Genomic DNA, 23,499 nt, shown 5'->3' on the forward strand with positions numbered 1-23,499 from the left:
ATATTTTATGATAATAGTAATTTGTTCATTCTTAAAATAAACTTATTAGGATCTTCTAAAGTACCACATTCTGCTAAAAGAGCTTGTTCTAATAATAATTCAATCCAGTTATTAAAATTATTTTCATCTTTAATATTTGATATATTTTTTACTAATGCATGATCAGGATTTATCTCAAAAATATATTTAACATCTGGTAATTCTTTACCTGCTGCTGATAATAATTTTGCCATTTGTGTTGTCATTTCATTTGAGTCAGTAGTGACAATTGCAGGTGTATTAGTAAGGCGGTGAGTTAACCTAACTTCTTTTACTCTATTATTTAATATATTTTGTACACGTTTTATAAATGGTTGTAATGTTTCTTCTATGCGTTTCTGTTCTTTAATTTCTTTATCTAACAATTTATTTAATGAATCATCTACTTTACTAACAGATTGGAAAGATTTACCATCAAATTCGTTTAAATAACTCATCATCCATTCATCTATACGATCTGAAAGTAATAAAACTTCTATATTTTTTTTATGAAATAATTCTAGATTTGGACTGCTTTTTGCAGCAGTATAACTATCAGCAGTAATAAAATAAATTTTTTCTTGACCTTCTACCATACGACTAGTGTAATCTTTTAATGATATAGTTTGTTCACTATTATTATTTTTTGTTGAAGTAAATCGTAATAACTTAGTAATAGTTTTATGATTAATAGTATCTTCAGCTGGCCCTTCTTTTAAAACCAAACCAAATTCTTTCCAAAAAATTTTATATTGTTCATTATTATTTTTTGCTAGTAATTCCAACATATGAAGCACACGCTTAGTCAATGCTATACATAAATTTTTTGTAATTTTACTATCTTGTAAAATTTCTCTTGATACATTAAGTGGCAAATCACTAGAATCAATTAAACCTCTAACGAAACGTAAATAATTAGGTATAAATTGCTTAGCATTATCCATAATAAAAACACGCTTTACATATAATTTAATACCTCTTTTATGATCACGATTCCACATATCAAAAGGTGCATGTGAAGGAATATATAATAAGCTTGTATATTCTTGTTTACCTTCTACTCTATTATGACTCCATGTTAATGGATCTTTAAAATCATTTGTAATATGTTTATAAAATTCATGATAATCTTTATTGGTTATTGTTGATTTATTACGAAGCCACATTGCTTCTGCTTTATTGACTTTTTCCCATTTAGTAGTATTATGTTCTTGATCGTTAATTTCAATTTCTACTGGTAATGCAATATGATCAGAATATTTACTAATAATACGACGCATATTCCAAACATCAAGAAAATCATCTTCTCCTTTACGTAAATGCAATGTGATTTCAGTACCTCGATCAGCTTTTTTAACATTAGCAATCGTATAATTTCCTTCACCTGTTGATTCCCACAATACTCCTTTATCTAAAGATGAGCCTGCTAGTCTAGTACGTAAAGAAACTTTATCAGCAATAATGAAAGATGAATAAAAACCTACTCCAAATTGACCAATAAGTTTATCTTGATTATTGCCATCAGAACTAATCGAATCAATAAATGATTTAGTACCAGATTTTGCAATAGTTCCGATATTATCAATAACTTCTTTACGAGACATTCCAATACCATTATCACTAATTTTAATAGTTCTATTATCTTTATTAATAGAAATTCTCACACGTAATTCATGATCATTTTCGTATAATTTAGAATCAGATAAAGCAAGAAAACGTAATTTGTCTGCTGCATCGGATGCATTAGATATTAACTCTCTTAAAAATATTTCTTTGTTTGAATATAGGGAATGAATCATTAAATGCAAAAGCTGTTTAACTTCAGACTGAAAATCATGAGTTTCTTGTCCTTTCATGATAATAAATACCTCAATTTAAGTTAAAATTAAAAAATAAGACACTATAGTAATAATCAAATAATAATTTTAACAAATTTTATTTATAATAAGTAATTTAATTTAGTAAAAAAGTAGAAAAATAGTTATCCTAAAATCTATAGAAATATTTTTTGATAAAATGGATTCATATTTACATATATTTATTATTTTTTTCATTATTAATGATTCATTTTATTCCTATTATTTATAATTAAATTTACTAATAATATAATTTTATTATGTATTTTGAATAACAAACAATTATTAGTTATTATACATATTAAATTATCAGCAGTTGTTATTTATTTTATAATTTAGAAAGGTATTTTAAAACCTAACGGTATTTGCATATCAGATGATAAGGAAGCCATTTTTTCTTTTTGAATTTCATCGATACGACGTGCTGCATCATTAAATGCTGCAGCAACTAAATCTTCTAACATATCTTTTTCATCTTCCAATAAACTTGGAGCAATTTCAACACGTCTACAACTATGTGCACCATTAATAGTAACTTTAACTAAACCTGCACCTGATTCACCAATCACTTCTAATAATGCTATTTCTTCTTGAACCTTAGACATTTTATCTTGCATTTGTTGTGCTTGTTTCATTAAATTACCTAATCCACCTTTACCAAACATAATCTCCTCTCAATTACCTAAATCTATAATACCTTTATTAATAAAAAATATTAATTTTTCATCTAATTAAAATTAATATATTAAAACAAATTTTATACATATATTTAATATAAGTTATCTACATTATATTAATGAAATATTTTCTATATTTATTTTTATTTTTTCAATTTTCATAACGAAATGCTAATGCTCGTAAGAGTGTTATATCAATTCCAATACGATAACTTGGAGCTATTGATAAATCTTTTCGTCCCATTAAAATAATTTGATAATAAAGCTGTAAATCATTAGGGGATACAGTTTTTGCTAATTTATTTAAACGTGAAATATGATTTTCTTTTGCATTTATTGATTTAGGCAATATTTGAATCACTAAAATACGATGTAATAAAAATAGAATATCTATTAATAGTAAATCCCAATCTATATAACCCATTGATTCTATTGTATTTAATACATCAATGATTTTTTCTCCATCACCTGCAACTAATAATTCTATTAGACAAATAGGATATTCATTATCTGGAATACCTAACATATCTTTGATCCCAATATTAGTAATAAAACCATTACATGTTGCAATAGCTTGATCAGTGAGACTTAAAGCATCTCTCATGCTACCATTTGCTATTTTAGACAATAATTTTAATGAACCTGGTTCACTAAATATTTTTTCTTGTTTTAAAATATAACTAATTTTTTCGCATATCTGATCAGCATGAATTATTTTAAGATAAAATTTCATACAACGAGATAATATAGTTAGTGGTATTTTATGAGGATCTGTAGTAGCAATTAGAAATTTTACATGAACAGGTGGTTCTTCCAATGTTTTTAATAAAGCATTAAAGCTATGACGTGATAACATATGTATCTCATCTATCAAATAAATTTTAAATCTACCTCTTACTGGATTATATTGTATGTTATCTAGTAAATCTCGTATATCTTCAACTTTAGTACGAGAAGCAGCATCAATTTCAATAAAATCAATAGACTTGCCTTGAGATATTTCTAAGCAATTATTACATTCATCGCATGGAATTTCCGTAATACCAATTTCACAATTCAAACACTTAGCCAGAATACGTGCTATAGTAGTTTTGCCTACACCTCTTGTACCTGAAAAAAGGTAAGCATGATGAATCCTTTTTAAGGATAATCCATTTTTTAATGCCATTAGAACATGTTTTTGTCCAACTACATCAGAAAATTTTTTTGGACGCCATTTTGTAGCAAGTACTTTATAAATCATAAAAATATATTTTATTAGTCTCGAATTTTATATGATACAATTAGTTTGGATTATACATGTTCGCTACTTAATATTCAATTGGTATATATAGACATTTTCTGAAAATGATATCACAATTAAATAAGTTTAATGAATATATCAAAACCAAAATAGATAAATAATTTCCGATCTTATTAATCAAAAAATTGTTATAAATAAATTTTAAAAAATAAATACAAATATATTTAATAATGCATTACATAAGCATTTCAGTAATAAAACAATATTATATTAAATAATATATTAAAATAAAATATTATATATGTTGATTTTAATCAACTATTATTCACATAAATATTACATAGTAGTATTCTTAAAATAAGAAAATAAAAATTAATTTCAAGATAAAATTTAACTGTAAACAGTAAATTAATATTTTTAATATTAAATTAAAGTATAATTTAATCTTTTCAAGTAAAGTAATTTTAAATTTAATTTAAAAGCATAATATATAATATTTACTATACTATATATTAAATTATCATCTAGATTAATTATTGTATTTTTATAATTAATTTAAAAAATAGAGCAATTTTAAAAGATATATATTATCTATTAAAAAACATATGTTATGTATAATTAGCACATATTTCAAAATGGTTTATTTATGAACAAATCCATGACAAAAATAGATTATTTAATGAGATTGAGACGTTGTCGTTCAATAGACACTCTTGAAAGAATAATTGAAAAAAATAAATATAAATTACCTGATGATGAACTAGCTATATTTTACTCAGCAGCAGACCACCGGCTAGCAGAATTAACCATGAACAAGCTTTACGACAAAGTACCTAGCTGTGTATGGAGATTTGTACGTTAATTTCTATGTTTTTTATGTCATATCTTTAAAATAAATCTTGAATTAGGCCTTGTTGTAACATTTAGATATTTCGCAAATAAAATACACTCTAGTAGATAATCTAACAGAGACACATTAACCGGTGTCCCTGTTAGTTACATTCCGGCACATGTATCCGTTGCAGTGGCTGCTTCTTTCCAGACCTGACCAGGTTAACAATTTAACATTGCAGAAGAACCAACAGGTACAGCATTAATATTTTAATTATATTGACCAATTCTTATTTATTCTAATTTGCAAATTAAAAGATTGCAAGTTTTACATCAAATATTTTTTAAATACTTATGAAATTTACTTCAATGTTAATTAACTTTCATACTTAAATGTGCAAGATACATATAGTTATAACTACAGTCAAAAATTGTTTAAATATTAAATTTAATAATCATTTTTAGATTTTTGTAATTGATACATTTGCCAATAATGACCTTGGTTAGCTATTAGTTCTTTATGATTTCCTTTTTCAATTATTTTACCTTTATTTAAAACTATAACATTATCAGCTTTTACTATAGTAGATAATCTATGTGCGATAACTACTAACGTAGTATTATGACGTAATGTATTTAAGGTTTTTTGTATAGCTTGTTCCGTGCCGGAATCAATATTTGCAGTAGCCTCGTCTAAAATAACAATTTTAGGTAATTCAACTAGTACACGCGCTAGAGATAATAATTGTTTTTCTCCAGCTGATAAATTACAACCTTCTTCACCTAATTTAGTATGAATACCATTGGAAAGGGAATTAACTAAACTTATTAATTGAACTTTTTCTAATGTATTCCAAATAACCTGTTCATTAATATTTCTTCCTAAACTTATATTTACTAACAAACTATCTGCTAAAATTATTGGTTCTTGCTGCACTATTGCAATACCATGTTTCAGTACAGAATGTGTTAATTGATTTATTGGACGATTATCTAAATAAATTTTACCATAATTAACAGGATAATAACCCATTAATAAATTTGCAAGTGTACTTTTACCACTACCAGTATATCCTACAATAGCAACAAAACTGCAAGATGTAATATGTAAGTTAATATCAAATAAAATATTACTATTATTATAATCAAAATTTACATGATCTATTCTAATACTACCTGAAGCCAATGGACGTTTATCCCATCCATATTGTTGTTTATTGGAATCCATTAATTCAAAAATACGTTCTCCTGAAACAACTGCTTGTTGCAATACTGGTTGTTGAGCAGCAAATTGAATTAAAGGTTCATTTAATCTACTAAGATATGCTATGAAAGCATAAAGAACACCTATTTTAAAAATATCGTTTATATATAAATTAAAGAGTATTAATAAGCCACATAATATTAATGTAGATAATAAATTCAGTAATGGTCTAAGTAAACAGCCATCTAAGCGTAATGTTTTCATTCTGGCTAAATAATGTAGTCTACTAATTTTACGTATACGCTGACTGAAACGTTCTTGTTGACGAAATTGTTGTATTACGTTCATGCCTATTATTGCTTCATTAAAACTATTATTAATATCAGCAAAATAATTTTTTACTTGACGAGTAATAGGAGTACTGTAATATTGATAGATAATTATCACTAATAAAACCATTGGAAACAACAACATAGCCATCAATGCCATTCTCCAATCTAATAATAACATAGCAACTATCATAGTAACAATCAAAATTGTGCTTCTTAGCACTGTAGCAATTACTGTAACATATAATTCCTTAATTACTTCAGTATCATTTGTTACACGAGAAATTATTTGACCAATCGGTTTTGTATCAAATATATTCATTGGTTGATATAAAGTAACCTTCATTAAATCTATACGTAATTTTTGAATTACATTAATAGATACACTATTAAACAAAAAAACTTGCCAATAATGTAAAATAGCTGCTAATAATTGTAAAACAATAACAACTACGATCAAACATTTAAATAGTGTTCCTGGTATTTGATGTTTTGATACTAAATGATCTATAAAATAAGTAATTAAAAGTGGTCCACTTACTTCAATAATTACAGCAATCCATAACATTCCTATTGCATAAAACAAATATTTTTTCCAACGTTTTCCATAATGTAATAAACGTTTTAAAACTGGCCACCAATGTTGCGATGTATTCATACAGCACTCCTATTTAATTTTTGTCTTTATATAGCGCTGCTTCCAACTGTTGATAGCAATACATTTCTTTATACCAACCAAGTTGTGTTACGAGTTTACTATGTTTTCCACGATTTAATATTTTACCTTTGTTTAAAACTAAAATCTCATCGGCTTCAATTAAAGATGACAAATGATTTGTGATAATAATTAAAGTATGATTCTTAATCCAATTTTTTAAATTCATTAAAATATGATTTTCAGTAACACTATCTATTGCAGATAAAGCATCATCTAAAATTAATATTTCAGAATTAATTAATAATGCTCTAGCTAAAGTAATACGCTGCCTTTGTCCTCCCGATAACATCGTACCACGTTCACCCACTTCTGTTTTGTAACCTTTATTTAAAAGTAATATATCATTATGTATACAAGCTATTTTTGCAACATTTTCTATTTCTTTTTGACTAGCACTTGGTTTACCTAAACTAATATTATTTATTATACTGTCAGAAAATAAGAAGGGTATTTGATTAACTATTGCTAATCGACTACGCCAATTATCTAAACTTACATTTTTTAACGATGTTCCATGATAGGATATATGACCTTCTTTAATATCAAAACAACGTTGGATTATACTAATTAATGTACTTTTACCACATCCAGTGGGACCACATATACCTAATATTTTACCTGGTTTAAGTTGAAAACTTAAATTTTCTAATATTAAATCAGAGCTATCTGGATAATAAAATTTGTTAATTGACACTTCTAATATTCCTGGATGATGAGGTAATATATTATTATCATTAATATCTTCAATAGAATTTTTTTCTGATAGTATAGCGTTAATACGATTCCAGGAAGCATTTCCACGTTCGACTATATTGAATGTCCATGCCAATGCTAACATTGGCCAAATCATTAATCCAAGATACATTATAAATCTTGTAAGTTGTCCTAAACTCATTTGATTATGCCATACAAGCCAACTACCACAACCTACTGCTAGAATATTTGATATACCTATGGCAATATAAATAGTAGGATCAAAACGTGCATCTATTTTAGATACAAAAATATTTTTTTTACTATTGTCATCAGCAATTGTAACAAATTTATTTAATCTATTTTGTTCAATTCCAAATGATTTAATCATACGAATACTAGTAATACTTTCTTGTATATAGTTATTTAAAGTGGAAAATGAAGCTTGAGCTAATTTAACACTGTGATGTAGTTTTTCAGCGTAATAGTGAATAAAGTACGCCATAACTGGCATTGGTATTAGTGATATTAATGTTAATTGCCAATTTATTTTAATACTCATAGTTATAAGAACTATTAAGCTCATGATTATAGAATCTACTAATGTTAACACACCTTCACCTGCAGCAAATACTACGCAATCTACATCATGTGTAACACGAGCAACGAGATCTCCAGTTCGATATTTTAAATAAAAAGCTGTTTGTTGTATACTTAATTGATGATAGAAACGATCCCTTAATTCAATTGCTAATTTATAAGATGCTCCAAATAATAAAATACGCCAAGTGTAACGCAGTATATAAATAATAATTGCGGTTATCAACATCAAAATAACCCACATACATATATCTTCGTTACTCATGTGTTTATATGTAACTCCATCTATAACAATACCAACTACATATGGTGGTAATAATTGCATAATAGCAATAATAATCAATAGAATAATTGCACCTATGTAACGCTTCCATTCACGAATAAAATACCAACTTAGTTTATTAAATAATCGCACAAAATTATTCTCATTTTTTTAAAATCATTAAACAGGATAACAAAAATTGATATAAAATATTTTTGTTATGAAAGGAGATGCAATTTTATAAGAATTTATTTTTTATATGATTGACTTAATTTATTAAGCAATCTTTAAAAAGTCATCATAAATTCTATGATAAATAAAAATTCGTAAAATTATTCAAAATTATTTATAATTGATCATTATATAAAGGATCATTGTTATATTTATATTATTCTTTATGTGAATTATATATATATTTTAATTGGTTAATTTAATTTAGATGAATACTTAGGTTGTTTTTTGTAATTGTTTTTGTTAGATCATATTATTAAAATAACTTATTTAATAAATATTATTTAAACAACTGAGTAATTTGAATTATATTGTATTAATTATTACGATATATTAGTGAACACAATCAAATAATATTCATGTTTTAGGATAATAGCGATGAAGCGTGCTGTTGTTATATTTAGTGGTGGACAAGATTCAACTACTTGCTTAGTTCAAGCATTAAACCAATACGATGAAATTCACTGTTTGACTTTTGACTATAAACAACGTCATAGAGAAGAAATTAATATTGCTGATAAGATAGCTTCTGAATTAAAAGTACACACACATAAAATTTTAGATATTACAGTACTTAATACATTAACTATCAGTAGTTTAACGTGCTCTGATATATCTGTACCTAATCATATGGAAAGTACAAATTGTATACCAAATACCTTTGTACCAGGTAGAAATATTCTTTTTTTAACTTTATCTTCAATATATGCTTATAAAGTAAAAGCAGAAGTTATAATAACTGGAATATGTGAAACAGATTTTTCCGGTTATCCAGATTGTCGTGAAGAATTTATAAAATCATTTAATAAAATTATTAATTTAGCTATTTCTAGTAATATTCGTTTTGAAACTCCACTTATGCATCTTAATAAAGCTGAAATATGGGCATTAGCATATTACTGGAATAAATTCTCACTAATAAAAGAAAATACATTAACATGTTATAATGGAATAATAGGTGACGGGTGTGGCTATTGTTCTGCATGTTATCTACGTTCTAAAGGTTTAAATATTTTCCTTAAAAATCAAAATAAAATTTTACAAAAAATAAAATTTAAAAACAATCTTAAATAAGATTATTTTTAAAAATTTTTATATTATAAATTGTATTTAATTTTTGCATTTTTAGATAAATTACTTACCAATGTCTTAAGAATTATTTCAGAGTTATTTTTTATAAAAATTTTAGTAAGATTTTCTATTGTGTCTTGTGATACGTGATATGGAACTATTTTGTTTAACATAATTATTACTACGTTACCTTTAGCATCTTCAGCTATACCCCAAGAATATTTACCTTTATCAGGAGATGGAAGATCAAATGCTCTTTGATCTATTGGATCTTGACTATTGCGACTGATTATCTTACTTTTAGTTAGAGGTATACCAGCTATATTTAATTCTTTTTGAGTATCCATTGCATTTATTAACTGATTTGCTTGTAATTTTGCTTGTTGTTTTGCTTTATCTTTTTTTAACATAGTTATAATTTGCAACTTAACTTGTTTAATAGGCTTGATTTCTTTTTGCTTATGTTCATCGATATGAATTACAATCGAGTGATAGTCGTCTAATTTGATAACATCAGAATTAATACCTGTGCTTATATTGCCTTTATATAAAATATCCATAATAGCACTGTAATCAATTTCTTTAGGCATATTATCAATACTAAACCAATTTGTTTTTACTATTTTAGAGCCTGTAGCTATTTCAACATCTTTTAGAGAATCTCTATTATTAAGTGCTGTTATACTGATTTTTTTATTAAGTTTATCAAATATGTTTTGAATATTTTCTTTCTTAATTTGATTAAGGATATTATCGTGCACTTTTGACAATGGTGTACTTTTATTTGGAATAGTATCTTCTAAATAAACAATTAAAAAACCTTTAGATAATTTGATTATATCTGATATTTGTCCTTTTTTATTTAGATGACTATTTTTTATTTCCTTCGGTATATCTGCAAATTTTATCCAACCTATATCTCCTCCTTTTTGCGCAGAAATAGGATCAACAGATATCTTTTTAGCTAATTCAGAAAAAGGCATACCTGATTTCAATTTATCTAAAACGTATTTTGCATCATTTTCTGTCTTAGTTTGAATTATTTTATAATGATTTCTACCAGAAATATTATATTTAAATTTATTATTATTATACCAATTTTTAATATCAGATTCATTAACTATTGTTTTGATATTATCAGCATTTAACTTAATATAACTAATACGAAACTTTTCTGGTATCATAAATCTATCTTTATACTGTCGATAATATTGTTCTATTTCATCATCAGTTGTATTTTGTTGTTTCTCTAGTTTATTTACATTAATAGTTGCCTTACGGATTGATCTTTTTTGAAAAATTAAATTTGCTAATTTTTTAATTTCACCTGGTAAAATAAAATCACTATTCACTATAATATTAACTAACTGTTGAATAGAAAGTTCTTTTCGTAGTAATTCTATATATTGATCAACGGTTAAACCTATCTTGTTAATAACATTCTTATATTGAGTGTTATCAAATTTTCCATTAATTTGGAAATATTGTTGATTAAAGATAACTTGCTTAAGTTGATCGTCGCTAATACGCAAATTTAAATTGTTTGCATAATTACTCAATAATGATTTATCGACTAAATACATTAACGCTTGTTGACGTATTTTATTTAAGTAAAAATCATTTTTTATTATATACTTAAAATTATCTCCTAAGATTTGTTGTTGATGATCAATTTCATCATTAAATGCTTGATCAAATTCAGTATTAGTTATTTTTTGACCGTTAACTTTAGCTATATAATCTTTATGATCATTAATTACATAGCTGCCAATACCAGTTAAAATAAATAGTAAGATTGTGATGCCTAATATGATTTTAATTGTTATTGAATTAAATAATGTACGAATACTACCTATCATAATATAATAAAACTCAATATGTCTAAGAAAATTTTGAATGTTAAATTCAAAACAAAATTATATATTCCTTTATTATAGAAGGAATATAATTATCAATTAATAGCATTCTTTAGTGTTTTACCTGCACGAAAACCAGGTATTTTACCTGCAGGAATACTAATTTCTTGACCAGTTTGAGGATTTCTTCCTATACGAGCGGCACGATTACGTACAGAAAATGTACCAAAACCAATTATAACAACATCATCTCCACTTTTTAAAGCAGAAGAAATTGATCCTGTAAAAGCATTTAGGACACGACCCACTACTGTTTTAGGAATAGAATAATCTAGAGCAATTTTACTGATTAATTGTGATTTATTCACTTTATTTAAATCTCCCCTGATAAATATTAACATAGGTATTAATTTAGAACGTTTATTAAATAAAATCAGAATTTTCAACTGTTTTATATAAAATTCAAAATTTTTATTAAAATAAAGACGTTTCTCTCTAATTAATTTACATATCATATGGTTTATTTTCTAATGCTAAATTCAACACTTCTTCAATACGTTTTACTGGATAAATAGTTAAATCGGAAATTATGTTTTTTGGTATTTCCTGTAGATCACGTTTATTGTCATCTGGAATCAATACTGTTTTAATATATCCGCGATGTGCTGCTAATAACTTTTCTTTTAAACCACCAATTGGTAAGACTTGACCACGTAAAGTAATTTCTCCAGTCATTGCCACATCGGAACGCACTGGATTACACGTTAAACAAGAAACTAAAGCAGTACACATCGCAATACCGGCACTAGGCCCATCTTTCGGTGTTGCACCTTCAGGAACGTGAACATGAATATCACTTTTTTCATAAAAATCTATGTTTATACCTAATGTTTTTGCACGAGCACGTACTACTGTAAGTGCTGCTTGAATAGATTCTTGCATAACTTCACCTAAAGAACCAGTATAAGTAAGTTTTCCTTTACCTGGAATACATGCAGTTTCTATAGTTAATAATTCTCCTCCTACTTCAGTCCAAGCTAATCCTGTTACTTGACCTATTCTATTTGCATTTTCAGCTTTACCATAATCAAAGCGCTGTATTCCTAAAAAATCATCTAGATTTTTAATATTAATCAATATACTTTTTTTTGTATTATCTATCAACAAAAGCTTTACAGTTTTACGACATAGTTTAGAAATTTCGCGTTCTAAATTACGAACTCCTGCCTCACGAGTATAATAACGAATAATACCCAGAAAAGCATTATCTTCAATAGTAATCTCTCCTGGTTTTAGTGCATTACAATTAATTTGTTTTGGTAAGAGATATCTTTTTGCTATGTTCAATTTTTCATCTTCTGTATACCCTGAAAGACGAATTACTTCCATTCTATCTAATAAAGGTGATGGTATATTCATTGAATTAGAAGTTGCAATAAACATTACATCAGAAAGATCATAATCTACTTCTAAATAATGATCATTAAAAGAAATATTTTGTTCTGGATCAAGAACTTCTAATAATGCCGATGCTGGATCACCACGCATATCTGAAGACATCTTGTCAATTTCATCTAGTAAAAAAAGTGGATTTTTTACTTTTATTTTGGCCATTTTTTGAATTATTTTTCCAGGCATGGAACCAATATAAGTACGCCTATGACCCCTAATTTCTGCTTCATCACGTACTCCACCAAGAGACATTCTAATATATTTACGACCAGTTGCTCTAGCAATAGATTGACCCAATGATGTTTTACCTACTCCTGGTGGTCCTACTAAACATAAAATAGGTCCTTTAATTTTGTTAACTCTGCTTTGTACTGCAAGATATTCTAATATGCGATCTTTAACTTTTTCCAAACCATAATGATCTATGTCTAATATTTTTTGAGCTTTACGTATATCTTTTTTTACTTTGCTTCTTCTATACCATGGTACCTGAATCATCCAATCAATATAACTCCGTACTACTGTTGCTTCTGCAGACATTGGTGACATCATTTTTAATTTTTGTAATTCAGATTCAGTTTTATTACGTGCTTCTATTGGCATTTTTGCAATATCAATTTTTCTTTTTAGAGTTTCATACTCATCTGGAATTTCATCCATCTCACCTAATTCTTTTTGAATTGCTTTCATTTGTTCATTTAAATAGTATTCACGCTGACTTTTTTCCATTTGTTTCTTTACTCTATTTCTAATTCTTTTTTCAACTTGCATTAAGTCTATTTCAGATTCCATCATAGCCATAAGATATTCCAAACGTTCATTCACATCAGACATTTCAAGAACTGATTGTTTATCTCCTAATTTTAATGGAATATGGGCAGCTACAGTGTCAGCTAAACGTGCTGCATCCTCAATACTATTTAAAGAAGTAAGTACTTCAGGCGGTATTTTTTTGTTTAGTTTTATATATCCTTCAAATTGATTAATTGCTGTGCGTACTAGTACTTCTTGCTCACGTTCTGCAATTTTTGGTGAAATCAAATATTCAGCTTCTGCAATAAAATGGTCTCCATTATCAGCCAATGTCTTGATATGAGCTCTTTGTAAACCTTCAACAAGAACTTTAACAGTTCCATCTGGTAATTTTAACATTTGTAAAACTGATGCTATCGTTCCTATTGAAAACAAATCGTTAATTCCAGGTTCATCTATTGAAGCTTCTTTTTGTGCAACTAACATAACTTTTTTATCATGATCCATTGCAGCTTCCAGGCATCGAATTGATTTTTCTCGTCCAACAAATAACGGAATAACCATATGTGGGTAAACCACCACATCCCGTAGAGGTAATACGGGTATTTCAATACTTTTAGAACGCTCAGGATTCATGGAGCTCTCTCTTAATTCTAAATCTGCTAGATGGGAACCACATTTATATTATTTTGTTTAAAAATTCATTTATCTTGTTTTAAAACTTACGAACATTAATCATATGGGGATGATTGTTCAACATTCAATATTATCAATAACAAGAAAAAGGGAAAGTATCAATCCCTTTTTCATTTTGTAAAACTAAAATTAACGCTGTATTGGATTGTTACAAATTTCTTGAGATTTTGAAATCAATTTAGGCGTTGACTTTCCTTCTATTACTAATCTATCAATTAATATTTTTTCTATTCCTTTCATTGAAGGTAGGTCATACATAGTTTCTAATAATATACCTTCAATGATTGATCTTAAACCACGAGCACCTGTTTTGTGTGTTATTGCTTTTTTTGCTATAGCAATTAATGCATTTTCTTGAAAGTTAAGTTTAACTCCTTCTAACTCAAATAAAGCTTGATACTGTTTTGTTAAAGCATTTTTAGGTTTATGTAAAATTTCAATTAAGGTCTTTTCATTTAGTTCATTTAAAATTGTAATGACTGGTAATCTACCAACAAATTCTGGAATTAGTCCAAATTTAACTAAATCTTCTGGCTTACATTGTGTAAGTAATTTATTTTCAGTAAGATATTTTGATTGATCATGTATATTTGCAACAAATCCAATTTCTGAACTTATTTTTACACGTTGAGCAATTACTTTATCTAAACCTGTAAAAGCACCTCCGCAGATAAACAAAATTGTTGAAGTATCTACTTGAATAAATTCTTGTTGCGGATGTTTACGGCCACCTTGAGGTGGTATTGAAGCTACGGTTCCTTCTATTAACTTAAGAAGAGCTTGCTGAACACCTTCACCAGAAACATCTCTAGTTATAGATATATTTTCCGATTTTCTGGAAATTTTGTCAATTTCATCAATATAGATAATACCATGTTGTGCTTTTTTTACATCATAATTACATTTTTGCAATAATTTTTGTATTATATTTTCTACATCTTCACCTACATATCCTGCCTCAGTTAGAGTAGTCGCATCTGCAATAATAAATGGTACATTTAATAACTTTGCTAATGTTTCAGCAAGTAATGTTTTACCGCTACCGGTTGGTCCAATAAGTAATATGTTACTTTTTCCCAATTCAATATTACTATTAATATCTTTACTATATAAGCGTTTATAATGATTATAAACTGCTACGGCTAATACTTTTTTTGCCAGTTCTTGACCAACTATATATTCATCAAGATAACAATAAATATCATGTGGTGTAGGGATTTTTTGAATTTCATGCTTTGGAGACGGTTCTTTATTACTTTCTTCATAAATAATATCTCTACACATAAAAACACATTCATCACATATATAAACTGATGGTCCAGCAATTAATTTACGAACCTCTTGTTGATTTTTATCACAAAAAGAACAACAAAGCAATTTATTTAAAGTTTCTTTATTTTTATCTGTCATCACTCAATTCCCTTCTTTTACTTTTACTATAATACTAGAAATCGGGATGAATGTATTAAATTATTTGTGTTGATTTTATAGTTTATTAATAATATTTTTATTTACGAGAAGTTAGAATTGAATCAATAATTCCATATTCTAATGCTTCTTGTGATGATAAAAAATAATCACGTTCTGTATCATTTTTTACTTGTTTTAAAGATCTACCAGTATGTTTTGCTAGTAATTCATTCATACATTGTTTCACTTTTAGTATTTCCTTTGCATGAATTTCAATATCAGTGGCTTGACCTTGATATCCGCCAAGAGGTTGGTGTATCATTACACGCGAGTGTGGCAAGCAAAAACGTTTTCCTTTAGTTCCTGCAGCTAGTAAAAATGCACCCATCGAACAAGCTTGACCAATACAAATAGTACTAATATCTGGTGTAATAAATTTCATGGTATCATAAATAGATAGTCCAGATGTAATAATGCCTCCTGGAGAATTAATATAAAGATTAATATCTTTTTCTGGATTATCTGCTTCTAAAAAAAGCATTTGAGCAACAATTAGATTGGACATATAATCTTCAACTTGTCCAGTTAAAAAGATGACTCTTTCTTTAAGTAGACGAGAATATATATCATATGAACGCTCGCCATGGTTTGTTCTCTCAACTACCATAGGTATTAGATTGTTTTGCGATGTAGAAAATTTGTAATTACTATATGACACCAACAATGATCTCCTAGATATGTTTATATTATATTTTGTTTTTTGCCTTTTATATATAAAATACATTATACTTAAATAGTGAAATTTACTATATGTTATCTGTTGTTTCTTTGAATTGACTCACTAATGTATTAAAATCTATTTCTTTTTCTATTACTTTAGCTTGACTAAGTACTATATCAATTGATTGTTTTTCAATATTTATATATCTAATATTGTTAATCATATCATCATTGTTTTTATAAAGGTTTATAATTTCTTGTGGATCTTTATAAATAGATGCTATTTCTTCAATCATTTTGTTAACTATTTTTTCATCCGTTTCCAATTTATATTGATTACTTATATTATTTATCAATAATTTGATAATTATTCTTTTTTTGGCTTTATTTTCTAATGATTTTCTTGGTAAATTGCTATCTGTATGTAATTTTTTATTTTTTTTACGTTCTTGTAATGATTGATAATTTATAACATCAATTTCATGATTAACTAATGCGATTGGTATTTCAATTATATTTAATTGTAATATTTCTTTAACTATTTGATTTTTTATCGATTTATAAATCAAAGATTTTGATTCTAGTTCCATATTTTTATGAATTATATTACGAAGACTAGAAACTGACCCATCTTTTATTCCTAAATTGTCAATAAATGATTTATTTAGTTCAGGAAAAATAGGTTTTTCAACTTTTTTAAGTTTTATATCGAAATTTACTGTTTTTCCTCTTAAAAATTTTAAATGATAATCTTTGGGAAAATTCGAATTAATATTAAATTTATCTCCGGGTTTATATCCAATTATATTGTCTTCAAAATTAGGTATCATATGACCTTTACCTAAAATCAAAATAAAGTCAGAAATTTTTCCATCTTTTATTTTTTTACCATCAATATAACTGATAAAATCAATAGTAACTCGATCTTCTTTTTGTGCTATTGTATCCTGTTTGATCCATTTTATATTTTGTTGTCGAATTACATCTATCGCTGTATTAATATCATAATCACTAATTGTAATTAATGGTTTTTCAACTTTAATTTCTTCTAAAAATTTCAATTTGATTATTGGATAAACTTTAAATTCAACTGTATATGTAAAATCACTATTTTCAATATATGTTCCTGGAGTATATATTGGTATATCAATTACGTTAATTTTCTGTTTAATCATTATATTAATAAAGTTTTCTTTCATCAACTTATTTAAAGTATCTTGAACTATAGAATTTTTATACCGTTGAAATATTATTTGCATTGGCACTTTGCCTTGCCTAAAACCATTTATTCGAATTGTCTTCGACATATTAATTAGTTCTTTTTCTATAGCCTTGCTAAGTTTTTCAGAATTTATGGTAATAGTAATTGTTCTATTCAAGTTCTGTGTGTTATCGTCTAAAACTTGCATTTTATTACTCCAAAACATTATATGTTTTCATTAAATACTAGATAACAAATAAAAAGTTAAAATATTATAACTAAATCATTAAAGTCAGTCGAGTAAATAACAATCATATAAAAAAAGAAACGGCCCTTAGGCCGTTAGATAGGATAAAATATCCTAAGCAATTTGAGTTTTACTGCTATTGCAACAAGGTGAATTAGGTACAGCATACTGTAATACTGACCACTCTTTTAATGTATATGTATGTAATGCTAAAGCATGTATATTACCTAAAATATCACTTGCAAGCTCACTATAAATAGCACGATGGCGAATTAAAAAACGCTGACCTTTAAAGTGATTGCTTACAATAATTATTTTAAAATGACTTTCTGAACCTGCAGGAACATTATGTCTATAACTTTCATCATGTACTTCCAAATGAATTGGTTTAAAGGCTAGGCGAAGTTTTTGTTCTATTTTTTCGCGAATCATTATTTTGCTCCTTAAATAGAAAGCTTTCATAATCGCTAATAATTAAATATTAGTATCTTTTAAAACTCTTTCATTAAATACAATTGAGTAATGTACTATTTATTAGTTTATTATTCAGATGTAATATCATAAAATAAAATTTATATTATAAAGCAAAATATTTTTAATAATTTTCATATTTTTATAATACATAAAATTCAAAATGATATCTTTAATGGATTTATTTAATTTGTTATTAAACATCAAATAATTAGAAAATTATTCGGAATTTTCTACATGCTATTTAAATAAAATAGAATATTTATTGTAATTAAATACAAAAAAATTAAGTATATTATTTAATTATAATTACTATGTTGTTATTAAAAATAGTCATATGATTACGTTTATATCTACTATTAAGTATTTTTTTATAAACTAAAATTAGACATGAATTATGTTGAATTTTTATAATAAATTTTTGTTGATTAAATAGTAATTTTATAATAAAAAACAATTATCTATTAATTAATTTAACAAGTTAATTAAAATATTTAATACTATAGTCAATATTTACAATACAAAGAAATTAATATTAGAGTAAATAATGAAATATTTTATTAATATAAGTAATTTCTAAAACGTCTAATAATAGATAATAAATTAATAAAAACATAATAAAATACTTTAGTAACTTTAAAATTAGTATTAAATTATTCAAAAATATAGATTATAATGTTCATCTATAAATATTATATAATATACTGTTATATATGTTGTGCAAGTAAAATTATATTCTGAAAAAATTTTTACAGAAATTACAGATGGTTTTTTCGAAAGATATGCTAGTTATTTAGTAATATTTATGATATTAAATATTTAATAAAAATCTATCAAATAAGACAGTATTGTTTAATATATACCGTAACAAAAAATACATCAATGAACTTAATGTATTTTATTGTTGTTTTGCTTTTTGTAATTATTTTCTTGTAATACATATTAAATAAAAAATTATTAAAGATAATAAATGATATGAAGCTACAACCCGTTGTTAATGAGGTAATTAAATGATATTTAAAAAATGCAAAACAATAAAAAAATTTTTGCTGTTGATCTTGTGTATTCCATTATTAAGTGGATGTGAAAGTGCGTTATTAAATCCAAAAGGACAAATAGCATTACAACAACGTTCTTTGATATTTACTTCTTTCTGTTTGATGTTAATTGTTGTAATACCAGCTATTTTTATGACAATATTATTTGCATGGAAATATAGAGCATCTAACATAAATGCAAAATATAGTCCTAATTGGTCACATTCAAATAAGATAGAAGCTGTAGTATGGACTGTCCCAGTAATAATAGTATTTTTTCTCAGCGTATTAAGTTGGAAATCAACTCATGAATTAGAACCAAGTAAACCAATATCCTCTAAAATTAATCCCATAGAAATAGACGTTGTTTCTTTAGATTGGAAGTGGTTATTCATATATCCTAAACAAGGTATTGCTACTATCAATGAAATTGCATTTCCAATTGATACTCCTGTTACATTTAAAATCACTTCTAATTCTGTTATGAATTCTTTTTTTATACCTACTCTTGGAAGTCAGATTTATGCTATGGCTGGAATGGAAACAAAACTTAATTTGATTGCTAATAAAGCAGGCATTTACAATGGAATATCTTCAAATTTTAGTGGTTCAGGATTTTCTGGTATGAAATTTAATACTATAGTAACTAAAGACAATATAGATTTTGAAAAATGGATTCTTAAAATTAAAAAGTCAAATAATGTGTTAAATAATATGAATACATTTGAAAAAATTGCATTACCTAGTGAAAATAATCCAATAACTTATTTTTCTCAAGTTAATCCAAATTTATTTTTGCAGATAATTGACAAATTTAACATGAACCATAACATGAACCATAACATGAACCATAACATGAACCATAACATGAACCATAACATGAACCATAACATGAACCATAACATGAACCATAACATGAACCATAACATGAACCATAACAAATAAAAAATATTATTAGGGCTTAATAAAAATAAAATATAAATTAAATTAATTATCAAGGTATTTGGGAGGATAGAGAATAATAATATGTTAGGAAGATTAACATTAGATGCAATACCTTATCATGAACCAATTATTATGGTTACAGTATTTTGTATTATATTAGTTGGGCTATTAATAATTTCAGCAATTACTTATTTTAAAAAATGGACCTATTTATGGTCAGAATGGCTAACTTCGTTAGATCATAAAAAAATAGGTGTGATGTATATTATCATTGCATTCATAATGCTTTTACGTGGTTTTGCTGATGCAATAATGATGCGTACTCAACAATTGTTATCTTCTGCTGGTGAAGCAGGAATTTTACCACCACATCATTATAACCAGATATTTACTGCACATGGCGTCATTATGATATTTTTTGTGGCGATGCCTTTTGTAGTTGGATTAATTAATATTATTATTCCATTACAAATTGGTGCAAGGGATGTGGCTTTTCCTTTTTTAAATAGTTTAAGTTTTTGGTTAACGGTAATTGGTGTAATATTAGTTAACTTATCTTTAGGTATAGGTGAATTTGCACAAACAGGATGGTTATCATATCCTCCACTTGCTGGAAGTGAATATAGTCCAGGGGTAGGAGTTGATTACTGGATTTGGAGTGTTCAATTATCCGGTATTGGTAGTACATTAACTGGAATCAATTTTTTTGTAACTATTCTCAAAATGCGAGCTCCAGGTATGGATCTGTTTAAAATGCCAGTATTTGCTTGGACTGCTCTTTGTACAAATGTTTTAATCATAATATCGTTTCCCGTATTAACTGCTACATTATTTCTATTAACACTTGATCGTTATTTAGGTTTTCATTTTTTTACAAATGAAATGGGTGGTAATATGATGATGTATATTAATTTAATTTGGGTATGGGGACATCCAGAAGTATATATATTAGTGCTACCAGTATTTGGAATATTTGCAGAAATAACTGCAACTTTTTCTAGAAAATGTTTATTCGGTTATAATTCTCTAGTATGGGCTACTATTGCTATCACTATATTATCATTTATAGTTTGGTTACATCATTTTTTTACAATGGGAGCAGGTGCAAATGTTAATGCTTTCTTTGGTATTATGACAATGATTATAGCAATTCCTACGGGAGTAAAGATATTTAATTGGATTTTTACCATGTACCAGGGAAGAATCAGAATGCATTCCGCTATGTTATGGACTATTGGTTTTTTGATTACTTTTTCCATAGGAGGAATGAGTGGAGTTTTATTAGCTATGCCTGGTGCTGATTTTGTGTTACATAATAGCCTTTTTTTAATTGCGCATTTTCATAATGTAATTATTGGTGGTGTAGTATTTGGTTGTATGGCTGGCATAACATATTGGTTTCCAAAGATATTTGGTTTTACTTTAAACGAAACATGGGGCAAGCTCTCATTTGCATTTTGGATTATTGGTTTCTTTATCGCATTTATGCCATTGTATGCATTAGGTTTTATGGGTATGACTCGTCGTATTAGTCAAAATATAGATCCTCAATTTCATTTACTTTTAGCTATAGCAGCATGTGGAGTAGGTTTAATTGCAGTAGGTATATTATGCCAATTGATTATGTTTTATGTTTCTATCCGTGATCGTGAAAAAAATAAAGATTTAACCGGTGATCCTTGGGATGGAAGAACACTTGAGTGGTCTGTTTCTTCACCAGCGCCATTTTATAATTTTGCTGTTATTCCTCATATTAATAGTCTTGACGCTTTTTGGAATATGAAACAAAAAGGTGAAGTTTATAAAAAACCAGAAAAATATGAAAAAATTCATATGCCAAAGAATAGTAGTACAGCAATTATTATTTCTGCTTTTGGCACTGCATTAGGATTTGCATTAGTATGGTATATTTGGTGGTTAGCTGCTATATCTTTTTGTGGTATGATTGTTACTTGGATTATAAGAAGTTTTGATTACAATACATATTATTATGTTGCAACAAAAGAAATTGAAGAAATTGAACAACAACATCTTGATAAGATTAACAAAATGGGTTTAAACGATGTCAATTGAAACTCTTAAACATTACAGGGATATAGAATCTAACAAAATCTTCGGATTTTGGATATACCTAATGAGTGACTGTATTATATTTGCAACTTTATTTGCAACCTATGCAGTTATGGTCAATAACACCGCGGATGGTCCTTCAGGAAAAGAGATATTTGAATTACCTTTTGTATTGATAGAGACTTTTTTGTTACTGCTTAGTTCTGTTACCTGTGGTATGACTGTAGTATCAATAAATAAAAAAAACAGCAATATTGTTATTTGGTTGATAATAACATTTTTATTGGGCCTAGGATTCATAAGTATGGAGTTATATGAATTTCATCACTTAATTGAAAAAGGTTGTGGTCCAGATAGAAGTGGTTTTTTATCTAGTTTTTTTACTCTTGTTGGTACTCATGGACTTCATGTTATTTCTGGTTTAGTTTGGATATTAGTAATAATTGCTCAAATCCTTAAATATGGTAAAAGAACAAGTAATATCACACGTATTTTATGTTTTAGTCTTTTTTGGCATTTTCTAGATGTAATTTGGATTTGCGTATTTACTGTTGTATATCTAATGGGGGTTATATAATGAATCATGTTATCAAAGAAGATAATACATCACATGTAAATATAAAATCGTATATTATTGGTTTCATTTTATCTATTATTTTAACGAATATTCCTTTTTGGATAGTAATGGCTGAAAATACTTCTCGTAGTTTTATGCTTGTTGTAGTTGTGAGTTGTGCAATTATTCAGATTTTAGTTCATTTGTTTTGTTTTTTGCATTTAGACAATAAAACTGAGAATGGATGGAATATGATAGCATTAGTTTTTTCTTCAATAATTATTTTAATAATAGTTGCAGGATCTATTTGGATCATGTGGAACTTAAATTATAATATGATGGTTAGATAGGA

General features: G+C 26.6%; 17 protein-coding genes, 1 other RNA gene and 1 pseudogene. 6 read left to right on the forward strand and 13 right to left on the reverse strand.

Translation table 11 applies throughout. The annotated features are described in order from the left end of the window. Positions 1–5 precede the first annotated feature (5 nt). From htpG to dnaX, 3 genes and pseudogenes are all read right to left on the reverse strand, one after another. The gene (htpG, locus tag CRV12_RS03265; protein WP_136131215.1) at positions 6–1,880 is read right to left on the reverse strand and encodes a molecular chaperone HtpG; all 1,875 of its coding nucleotides are present in this window, start codon (positions 1,878–1,880) and stop codon (positions 6–8) included. Between the two features lie 329 nt (positions 1,881–2,209). Then, a complete protein-coding gene (locus CRV12_RS03270; RefSeq protein ID WP_136131216.1) occupies positions 2,210–2,539 on the reverse strand; it encodes a YbaB/EbfC family nucleoid-associated protein in 330 nt (109 codons plus the stop codon). 178 nt (positions 2,540–2,717) lie between these two features. After that, positions 2,718–3,794, reverse strand: a pseudogene (dnaX, locus tag CRV12_RS03275) (DNA polymerase III subunit gamma/tau); the annotation flags it as partial. 646 nt (positions 3,795–4,440) lie between these two features. Here dnaX and CRV12_RS03280 point away from each other — a divergent pair. Further along, positions 4,441–4,656, forward strand: a complete 216-nt coding sequence (locus CRV12_RS03280) for an HHA domain-containing protein (protein WP_136131218.1) — start codon at positions 4,441–4,443, stop codon at positions 4,654–4,656. Between the two features lie 125 nt (positions 4,657–4,781). Here CRV12_RS03280 and ffs read toward each other — a convergent pair. From ffs to CRV12_RS03295, 3 genes are all read right to left on the reverse strand, one after another. After that, an RNA gene (ffs, locus tag CRV12_RS03285) (signal recognition particle sRNA small type) lies at positions 4,782–4,878 on the reverse strand. A 195-nt stretch (positions 4,879–5,073) separates the two neighbouring features. Next, positions 5,074–6,816 carry a SmdB family multidrug efflux ABC transporter permease/ATP-binding protein gene (locus CRV12_RS03290; RefSeq protein WP_136131219.1) on the reverse strand — a complete coding sequence of 581 codons (1,743 nt, stop codon included), beginning with the start codon at positions 6,814–6,816 and terminating at the stop codon, positions 5,074–5,076. A gap of 13 nt (positions 6,817–6,829) precedes the next feature. Next, positions 6,830–8,584 (reverse strand): SmdA family multidrug ABC transporter permease/ATP-binding protein, encoded by a 1,755-nt coding sequence (locus CRV12_RS03295; protein ID WP_136131220.1) that lies wholly within the window; start codon positions 8,582–8,584, stop codon positions 6,830–6,832. Positions 8,585–9,040: 456 nt separating this feature from the next. On the opposite strand from CRV12_RS03295, the gene queC reads away from it, so the two are divergent. Then, complete coding sequence (queC, locus tag CRV12_RS03300) at positions 9,041–9,736, forward strand: 7-cyano-7-deazaguanine synthase QueC (protein WP_136131221.1); 696 nt, start codon at positions 9,041–9,043, stop codon at positions 9,734–9,736. Positions 9,737–9,759: 23 nt separating this feature from the next. Here queC and ppiD read toward each other — a convergent pair whose 3' ends face one another. From ppiD to bolA, 7 genes are all read right to left on the reverse strand, one after another. Beyond that, positions 9,760–11,592 (reverse strand): peptidylprolyl isomerase, encoded by a 1,833-nt coding sequence (gene ppiD / locus CRV12_RS03305; RefSeq protein ID WP_136131222.1) that lies wholly within the window; start codon positions 11,590–11,592, stop codon positions 9,760–9,762. 92 nt (positions 11,593–11,684) lie between these two features. Next, positions 11,685–11,957, reverse strand: a complete 273-nt coding sequence (locus tag CRV12_RS03310; protein WP_136131223.1) for an HU family DNA-binding protein — start codon at positions 11,955–11,957, stop codon at positions 11,685–11,687. A gap of 136 nt (positions 11,958–12,093) precedes the next feature. Beyond that, the gene (gene lon, locus CRV12_RS03315; RefSeq protein WP_136131224.1) at positions 12,094–14,430 is read right to left on the reverse strand and encodes an endopeptidase La; all 2,337 of its coding nucleotides are present in this window, start codon (positions 14,428–14,430) and stop codon (positions 12,094–12,096) included. 189 nt (positions 14,431–14,619) lie between these two features. After that, positions 14,620–15,900, reverse strand: coding sequence for an ATP-dependent Clp protease ATP-binding subunit ClpX (clpX, locus tag CRV12_RS03320; protein WP_136131225.1), 1,281 nt, complete (start codon positions 15,898–15,900; stop codon positions 14,620–14,622). Positions 15,901–15,997: 97 nt separating this feature from the next. Further along, positions 15,998–16,621: an ATP-dependent Clp endopeptidase proteolytic subunit ClpP gene (gene clpP, locus CRV12_RS03325; protein WP_474117065.1), complete on the reverse strand. Its 624-nt coding sequence runs from the start codon at positions 16,619–16,621 to the stop codon at positions 15,998–16,000. A gap of 85 nt (positions 16,622–16,706) precedes the next feature. Then, positions 16,707–18,029: a trigger factor gene (tig, locus tag CRV12_RS03330; RefSeq protein ID WP_158676345.1), complete on the reverse strand. Its 1,323-nt coding sequence runs from the start codon at positions 18,027–18,029 to the stop codon at positions 16,707–16,709. 153 nt (positions 18,030–18,182) lie between these two features. Further along, positions 18,183–18,500, reverse strand: a complete 318-nt coding sequence (bolA, locus tag CRV12_RS03335; RefSeq protein ID WP_136131227.1) for a transcriptional regulator BolA — start codon at positions 18,498–18,500, stop codon at positions 18,183–18,185. Positions 18,501–19,549: 1,049 nt separating this feature from the next. Here bolA and cyoA point away from each other — a divergent pair. From cyoA to CRV12_RS03355, 4 genes are all read left to right on the forward strand, one after another. After that, positions 19,550–20,521, forward strand: coding sequence for a ubiquinol oxidase subunit II (gene cyoA / locus CRV12_RS03340; RefSeq protein WP_136131228.1), 972 nt, complete (start codon positions 19,550–19,552; stop codon positions 20,519–20,521). Between the two features lie 81 nt (positions 20,522–20,602). Next, positions 20,603–22,594 (forward strand): cytochrome o ubiquinol oxidase subunit I, encoded by a 1,992-nt coding sequence (gene cyoB, locus CRV12_RS03345; RefSeq protein WP_136131229.1) that lies wholly within the window; start codon positions 20,603–20,605, stop codon positions 22,592–22,594. Next, positions 22,584–23,168, forward strand: a complete 585-nt coding sequence (gene cyoC, locus CRV12_RS03350; RefSeq protein ID WP_136131230.1) for a cytochrome o ubiquinol oxidase subunit III — start codon at positions 22,584–22,586, stop codon at positions 23,166–23,168. Before cyoB ends, cyoC begins: the two co-directional genes overlap by 11 nt. Further along, positions 23,168–23,497, forward strand: a complete 330-nt coding sequence (locus CRV12_RS03355) for a cytochrome o ubiquinol oxidase subunit IV (protein ID WP_136131231.1) — start codon at positions 23,168–23,170, stop codon at positions 23,495–23,497. Before cyoC ends, CRV12_RS03355 begins: the two co-directional genes overlap by 1 nt. The last annotated feature ends 2 nt before the right edge of the window (positions 23,498–23,499 follow it).

Source organism: Candidatus Pantoea edessiphila (assembly GCF_002933315.1).
Lineage (GTDB): Bacteria > Pseudomonadota > Gammaproteobacteria > Enterobacterales > Enterobacteriaceae > Pantoea_C.

Coding starts and splice junctions, on each gene's coding strand:
- CRV12_RS03270 (WP_136131216.1), bottom strand. CDS start 2,539: ATGTTTGGTAAAGGTGGATTAGGTAATTTAATGAAACAAGCACAACAA.
- CRV12_RS03280 (WP_136131218.1), top strand. CDS start 4,441: ATGAACAAATCCATGACAAAAATAGATTATTTAATGAGATTGAGACGT.
- CRV12_RS03290 (WP_136131219.1), bottom strand. CDS start 6,816: ATGAATACATCGCAACATTGGTGGCCAGTTTTAAAACGTTTATTACAT.
- queC (WP_136131221.1), top strand. CDS start 9,041: ATGAAGCGTGCTGTTGTTATATTTAGTGGTGGACAAGATTCAACTACT.
- ppiD (WP_136131222.1), bottom strand. CDS start 11,592: ATGATAGGTAGTATTCGTACATTATTTAATTCAATAACAATTAAAATC.
- lon (WP_136131224.1), bottom strand. CDS start 14,430: ATGAATCCTGAGCGTTCTAAAAGTATTGAAATACCCGTATTACCTCTA.
- clpX (WP_136131225.1), bottom strand. CDS start 15,900: ATGACAGATAAAAATAAAGAAACTTTAAATAAATTGCTTTGTTGTTCT.
- tig (WP_158676345.1), bottom strand. CDS start 18,029: ATGCAAGTTTTAGACGATAACACACAGAACTTGAATAGAACAATTACT.
- bolA (WP_136131227.1), bottom strand. CDS start 18,500: ATGATTCGCGAAAAAATAGAACAAAAACTTCGCCTAGCCTTTAAACCA.
- cyoA (WP_136131228.1), top strand. CDS start 19,550: ATGATATTTAAAAAATGCAAAACAATAAAAAAATTTTTGCTGTTGATC.
- cyoB (WP_136131229.1), top strand. CDS start 20,603: ATGTTAGGAAGATTAACATTAGATGCAATACCTTATCATGAACCAATT.
- cyoC (WP_136131230.1), top strand. CDS start 22,584: ATGTCAATTGAAACTCTTAAACATTACAGGGATATAGAATCTAACAAA.
- CRV12_RS03355 (WP_136131231.1), top strand. CDS start 23,168: ATGAATCATGTTATCAAAGAAGATAATACATCACATGTAAATATAAAA.